This is a genomic window from Enterobacter cloacae complex sp. 2024EL-00227 (assembly GCF_043945315.1).
In the GTDB taxonomy this organism is placed as follows: domain Bacteria; phylum Pseudomonadota; class Gammaproteobacteria; order Enterobacterales; family Enterobacteriaceae; genus Enterobacter; species Enterobacter roggenkampii.
The window spans coordinates 395,260-401,941 of the sequence record NZ_JBIMQP010000004.1; the positions used below are offsets into that span (position 1 = coordinate 395,260).

General features: G+C 56.1%; 4 protein-coding genes, 1 tRNA gene and 1 pseudogene. 5 read left to right on the plus strand and 1 reads right to left on the minus strand.

The features are described 5' to 3' along the window. Window positions 1–145 precede the first annotated feature (145 nt). Window positions 146–1,771, plus strand: a complete 1,626-nt coding sequence (locus ACHH0Z_RS10460) for a sensor histidine kinase (protein WP_023344880.1) — start codon at window positions 146–148, stop codon at window positions 1,769–1,771. After that, complete coding sequence (locus ACHH0Z_RS10465; protein WP_045407175.1) at window positions 1,761–2,453, plus strand: response regulator; 693 nt, start codon at window positions 1,761–1,763, stop codon at window positions 2,451–2,453. The genes ACHH0Z_RS10460 and ACHH0Z_RS10465 overlap by 11 nt, the downstream gene beginning before the upstream one ends. Before the next feature lie 86 nt (window positions 2,454–2,539). On the opposite strand, the gene ACHH0Z_RS10470 is transcribed toward ACHH0Z_RS10465, so the two are convergent. Beyond that, a complete protein-coding gene (locus tag ACHH0Z_RS10470) occupies window positions 2,540–4,675 on the minus strand; it encodes an ornithine decarboxylase (protein ID WP_045407180.1) in 2,136 nt (711 codons plus the stop codon). A 182-nt stretch (window positions 4,676–4,857) separates the two neighbouring features. Here ACHH0Z_RS10470 and ACHH0Z_RS10475 point away from each other — a divergent pair, with 182 nt between their 5' ends. From ACHH0Z_RS10475 to ACHH0Z_RS10485, 3 genes and pseudogenes are all read left to right on the plus strand, one after another. Next, complete coding sequence (locus ACHH0Z_RS10475; protein WP_008499781.1) at window positions 4,858–5,571, plus strand: DUF554 domain-containing protein; 714 nt, start codon at window positions 4,858–4,860, stop codon at window positions 5,569–5,571. 95 nt (window positions 5,572–5,666) lie between these two features. Next, window positions 5,667–5,742: transfer RNA gene (locus tag ACHH0Z_RS10480), tRNA-Phe, on the plus strand. A gap of 543 nt (window positions 5,743–6,285) precedes the next feature. Beyond that, window positions 6,286–6,552 (plus strand): annotated as a pseudogene (locus ACHH0Z_RS10485) (hypothetical protein); the annotation flags it as partial. Window positions 6,553–6,682 lie beyond the last annotated feature (130 nt).

Genomic DNA, 6,682 nt, shown 5'->3' on the forward strand with positions numbered 1-6,682 from the left:
TCGTGCAGCCAGAGGCCACCCGTCTTTGGGATGATGCTTTTACAACGCCCGCTGTGCAAGGGATCACAAGTTTTCGGCAAAGCGGACGTCCGCGCGAAAAAAGATGATATATTGGCGTTCTTTGTCGCTACCTTGCGTGAGAGTTATGAAAGTCTCTTTCCAGATAAAGCTGTTTATTTCGCTGGTTGCCTTTTTCTCAGTGCTTTTTGCGTTACTGGGCGGATATTATTATGCCGATGTCGGGAAACAGCTTTATCAGGAAATGAGCACGCGCGCCAAAATACAGGCTGAAGAGATTGCGCTTATTCCAACATTGCGACATGAAGTTGAACAAAAGAATATCATCGCCATCCATGATTTTATGCAGAAGATTTCTGCGCACAGTGACGCCAGCTTTATTGTGATTGGTGATAATAAGGGCCAGCATCTTTTTCACTCCGTCTTCGCCGACAGAGTGGGCACCACGCTGGTAGGCGGTGACAACGAAGCCGTATTACAGGGTAAAAGCACCACCACCATCCGCAAAGGCGGGTTGGGTATTTCGCTGCGCAGTAAGGCCCCCATCTTCAACGCTGCCGGACAGGTGGTCGGCATTGTTTCGGTCGGCTATCTCACCAGCTACCTGGACACCATTACCGTCAGTAAAGTGGTCAATATCCTGATTGCCGCCGTGCTGCTGCTGATTGCTCTCTTTATCTTCTCCTGGTTCTTTACCCGCAGTATTAAGAAGCAGATCTTCTCCCTCGAGCCGCGCGAGATCGGCCTGCTGGTGCGCCAGCAGAAGGCGTTGATGGAGTCTATTTATGAAGGGGTGATTGCCATTGACGATCAAAGGCGGATTGAAGTCATCAACCAGGCGGCGCGCAAGCTGCTGGGGCTGAGCCAGCCGGCCCGCGAGCTGCGCGGGCAGCTGATAAGCCAGGTGATCGATCCGGTCCCGTTCTTCGACACGCAGACGATGCTGGCGAAAGATACCCATGATGAGATTTGCCGTTTTAACGATCTCACGGTGATTGCCAGCCGGGTCCACATCATGCTTGAGGGGTCGCTGCAGGGCTGGGTGATCACCTTCCGCGATCGCAACGAGATCGACTCGCTGAGCGCCCAGCTCAGCCAGGTCAAACGCTACGTCGATAACCTTCGCATCATGCGTCATGAGCAGTTAAACCGGATGACCACCCTCTCCGGTCTGCTGCATATGGGCCGCTATGAGGAGGCGATTGGCTACATTCAGGCGCAGTCTGAACACGCTCAGGAGCTGCTGGACTTTATCTCTTCGCGCTTCAGCTCCCCGACCCTGTGCGGCCTGCTGCTGGGGAAAGCCGCCCGCGCGCGGGAGAAAGGGGTCGAGCTGAGTTTCGACCCGGCCTGTCGGCTGGACAGGCCGTTCCTGCCGCTGGGGGAACAAGAGCTGATTTCGATTATTGGCAACCTGCTGGATAACGCTATCGAAGCGACGCAGCGGTCGCCGCTTCCCCACGCCCCGGTGGAGGTGCTGATAAAGCTCAGCGATCAGGAGCTGATTATTGAAGTGGCCGACCAGGGCGTTGGCATCAAGCCGGAGATCCGTGAGCGGATCTTTGAGCGCGGCATCACCACCAAAACGCGCGGCGATCATGGGATTGGTCTGTATCTGATCGAAAGCTATGTCACACAGGCTGGCGGCGCGATAGAAGTTGCCGATAATATCCCGCGCGGCGCCATTTTCTCCCTGTTTATCCCGGCCACGGGAACCGCCCGGCAACTGGAAGACACCGACTATGCAACATGAACTTATCGACGTACTGATTGTTGAAGACGAGAACGAGCTGGCGCAACTGCACGCGGAGCTGATAAGCAAGCATCCGCGTCTGAGGCTGGTGGGCATTGCCTCGTCGCTGGCTGCGGCCCAGGCAGAGCTTGCAAGCAAACAGCCGCAGCTGGTGCTGCTGGATAACTATCTGCCGGACGGCAAAGGGATCTCGCTGATCAATAACCCCATGCTGGCCCGCGCCAACTGCTCGGTCATTTTTATCACTGCCGCCAGCGATATGGACACCTGCAGCCAGGCGATCCGCAACGGCGCGTTCGACTACATCCTCAAACCCGTCTCCTGGAGGCGGCTCAGCCAGTCGCTGGAGCGGTTTGTGCAGTTTGCCGAACAGCAGCGCGTCTGGAAGATTGTCGACCAGCAGAACGTCGATTCGCTCTATCAGCTTCAGGCGAAAAACTACCGCCAGGACAACGGCAGCAAGGGCATTGAGGAAAATACCCTGGCGCGGGTGCAGTCGCTGTTTAACGACAAGGCAACGCACTGCTTTACCGTGGATGAGGTGGTGAGCGAGACGGGACTGAGTAAAACCACCACCCGTCGCTATCTGGAGCACTGCGTAGAGACCGGGTTTCTCAGCGTGGAGATGCTGTACGGCAAGATTGGGCATCCGAGGAGGATGTACCGGCGCGCAGAAGCCTGAAGCGATATTGTAGGCCCGGTAAGCTTGCGCCACCGGGCAAATCGCCGGGTGGCGCAAGCTTACCCGGCCTACGTTCGGGGGAGAGTCTACTTCAACACATACCCATACAGCCGCTTAATCCCGTCGGCATCCTTCTCGCTGTAAACGCCCTGCAGCTCCGGCGAGAAGCCCGGCAGCAGGTTGATGCCCTCCTCCAGCGCCAGGAAGTAACGCTGTACCGCCCCGCCCCAGACTTCACCCGGCACCACGCACAGCACGCCCGGCGGATAGGGCAGCGCCCCTTCGGCAGCAATCCGCCCTTCGGCGTCCCGTATGCGAACCAGCTCCACGTTCCCGCGAATATACGCCTGATTGGCATCCTGCGGGTTCATCAGCACCTCAGGCAGGCTCTCCTTGCGGAACATCGCCTTCTGCAAATCCTTCACGTCGAAGCTGACGTAGAGATCGTGCATCTCCTGACACAGCTGGCGGAGGGTATAATCCCGGTAGCGCACCGGGTATTTCTGGAAGATCGTCGGCAGCACGTCGGCCAGCGGGGTGTCGTCTTCAATATGTTGTTCAAACTGTCCCAGCATTGCCACCAGTTGCGCCAGCTTGTCGCTGCTTTCAGCAGGCGTCAGCAGGAACAGGATCGAGTTAAGGTCGCATTTTTCCGGCACGATGCCGTTTTCACGCAGGTAGTGCGCCAGAATCGTCGCCGGGATCCCGAAATCGGTGTACTCCCCGGTTTCGGCATCAATGCCCGGCGTGGTCAGCAGCAGCTTGCACGGGTCAACAAAGTACTGCTCGCTCGCATAGCCCTCAAATCCGTGCCATTTGGCCCCCGGCTCGAAGCTGAAGAAGCGCAGCTCGCTGGCAATGGCGTGCGTCGGATGATCCTGCCACTGCCGCCCCGCCACCACCGGTGGGATAAACGGCTTGATCATATGGCAGTTGGCGATGATGGCCTTGCGCGCCTCAATGCCCAGCTCCACACACTCGGCCCACAGCCTGCGCCCGCTTTCCCCTTCGTGGATTTTCGCATTGACATCCAGCGCCGCGAACAGCGGGTAAAACGGGCTGGTGGAGGCATGCAGCATAAACGCATTGTTAAGACGCTTGTGCGGGCAGAAACGCGCCTGGCCGCGGATATGGTTATCCTTTTTATGGATCTGCGAGGTTTGCGAGAACCCGGCCTGCTGTTTGTGCACCGACTGGGTCACGAAAATGCCCGGATCGTTCTCGTTCAGTTCCAGCAACAGCGGGGACGTTTCCGCCATCATCGGAATAAACTGCTCGTAGCCTACCCAGGCGGAGTCAAAGAGAATGTAGTCGCACAGATGGCCGATCTTGTCGATCACCTGACGGGCGTTGTAGATCGTCCCGTCGTAGGTGCCAAGCTGAATGATCGCCAGGCGGAAGGGACGCGGCTCGTCGGCTTTCTCCGGCGCCGCCTCGCGGATCAGGTCCCGCAGATACGCGTCGTCAAAGCAGTGGTCGTCAATCCCACCAATAAAGCCAAACGGGTTACGCGCAGCCTCAAGGTAAACCGGCGTGGCGCCCGCCTGGATCAGCGCCCCGTGGTGGTTAGATTTATGGTTGTTGCGGTCGAACAGGACCAGATCGCCGCGGGTGAGCAGCGCGTTGGTCACCACCTTGTTGGCCGCCGACGTGCCGTTCAGCACGAAGTAGGTTTTATCCGCGTTGAAGACCTTCGCCGCGAATTTTTGCGCATGCTTGGCGGACCCTTCGTGGATCAGCAGATCGCCCAGCTTCACGTCGGCATTGCACATGTCGGCGCGGAACACGTTCTCACCGAAGAAATCATAGAACTGCCGCCCTGCCGGATGCTTTTTGAAAAACGCGCCGTGCTGGTGGCCCGGACAGGCGAAAGTGCTGTTGCCCATCTCCACATACTGACTCAGGGTGTCGAAAAACGGCGGCAGCAGGTTCTCTTCGTAACGGCTGGCAGCAGTCTCCAGTTCCAGAAACTCCTGAGCTTTACCCGAGATGACCGCGGTGGCGCCGTCAGGCACCTCCGTTGGCTCCTGAGAGAAAATAAACACCGGTAAATGAAAGCCCGTGCGTTTCAGCAAGGCAAGGATGCCGCTGCGACTCTCTGTCGTCGTCATGACGACAGCTGCTACATCGGTGAAATCCGTGCTGTCCAGCGTCACCTTTTCGCGATGCGTAGACACCGTTGAGAGCAGCTCGCGGCTGACGGCGATTTTCATGGTTTTCATAAGCGCAATTACCCTCACCGAACGGTGAGACAGGGAGGAGAAAATTCGCGCAATAATGTCACCTTTTATTTTGAGGTGCAAGAAGGAATCAGTATGCACGTATATCACCCAAAGCTAAGGCCCGCGCCGCGCTGACGTGCCATAATAATGCAATATCAATGATTAAATAACAGGAGTTAAGCGTGGTTATCGGGCCATTTATCAACGCAGGAGCCGTATTGCTGGGCGGCGTACTCGGCGCAGTACTGAGCCAGCGGCTGCCGGAGCGTATCCGCTCATCCATGCCCTCGATATTCGGCCTGGCCTCGTTAGGGATCGGTATTCTGCTAGTGGTCAAATGCGCCAACCTGCCGGTGATGGTGTTGGCCACCCTGCTCGGCGCGCTGATTGGCGAGTTTTGCTATCTGGAAAAAGGCATCAATAATGCGGTAGGCAAAGCCAAAAACCTGATAGCCCGACCGGGCAAGGCGAAACACGGCACGCACGAGACGTTTATTCAGAACTATGTCGCCATCATTATTCTGTTTTGCGCCAGCGGCACCGGGATTTTCGGTTCGATGCAGGAAGGGATGACGGGCGACCCGAGCATTTTGATTGCAAAAGCGTTTCTTGATTTCTTCACCGCCACTATTTTTGCCACCACGCTCGGCATTGCCGTGGCGGCGATTTGCGTCCCGATGCTGCTTATCCAACTGGCACTGGCTACCTGCGCCACGTTAATTCTCCCGCTCACTACGCCGGCGATGATGGCAGACTTTACCGCCGTCGGCGGCCTGCTGCTGCTGGCTACCGGGCTGCGCATCTGTGGGATCAAGATGTTTGCCGTGGTGAACATGCTGCCCGCACTGCTGCTCGCCATGCCGCTCTCCGCGCTCTGGACGCACTTTTTCGCTTAAGGATGCGGCGAAATGGTGAGAGATTGCGCAGTCCGTAACGAAAACAACATTTTTCGTTGACGCCACCGGGCAGATCGGGTTTAATGCGCCCCGTTGCCCGGATAGCTCAGTCGGTAGAGCAGGGGATTGAAAATCCCCGTGTCCTTGGTTCGATTCCGAGTCCGGGCACCAATATTTAAAGAACCCGCCCTCGTGGCGGGTTTTTGCTTTCTGAGTCAACAACTTGTTGGTTTATCAGTAGTTACCCCTCTTATCTTTCCTCCGGCCCCGCTTCCCGGTGGTACAAAATGGGCATTATGATAAAGCCTACCAAAGACCGAAACGGCACCTACTATACAGTGGACACATGCCGGATTGCCCAGGGCCTCCGAAAACGTCCAGTCGTGCTGCACATCCGGCCTGATTGATGGTGAAATTCCCGACAAAAACGGCTGGCTTTCCGCTGGTGTTGCCCTTTCCCTACTACAGCGGCCACTCAAGCGAGAACGGGCTTCTCATTGATGCCATTGAGCAAAAATCTGGCCTGATACTTTCGGTGATGCCCGGTGAAAGCCGTCTAGTAGGCCGAGGTGTGTAGCTGCAAAAAGCGACTTCTGCTTCAGACCCCGTAACCACATTGCTACTATATTGTGCATGCGTTGGCACGCATGGCAGTCAGAGGGAGCCGTTTATCAGTCTAAACAGACGCCGGTAAAGCAATTGAGAGGAATTACAATGGATGCAGCATTGCTTAACATGATGCAATCAGGTGGAAGAAATAAAGCCTGGGCGGAAACGATGGTGAATATGGAAGCCAGGAAACTGGTAAATACAGCCAACACTCTGTCGGCTTTTCATCTCAGCGATGGTCTGACTCGAATGAAGTTCATTCAGGAAATTCGGGACCTCATAGAACAACAGTTTACGCTAGCTCGTCAGGCTAAATCAGATAAAGAATGCATGGACTGCGTTAAAATACTTCGAGAAGAAAACTATAACCTCCTGTGACCTGCCCCCACGATTAGATACAACACTCAGTTAGTAACGTCGGAATCTTCATTCTCAGAATGACCCTTTCTCCAGCCCGCTGCAAATTCAGACGGTGTCTGATAATTCAGCGTGGAGTGCGGGC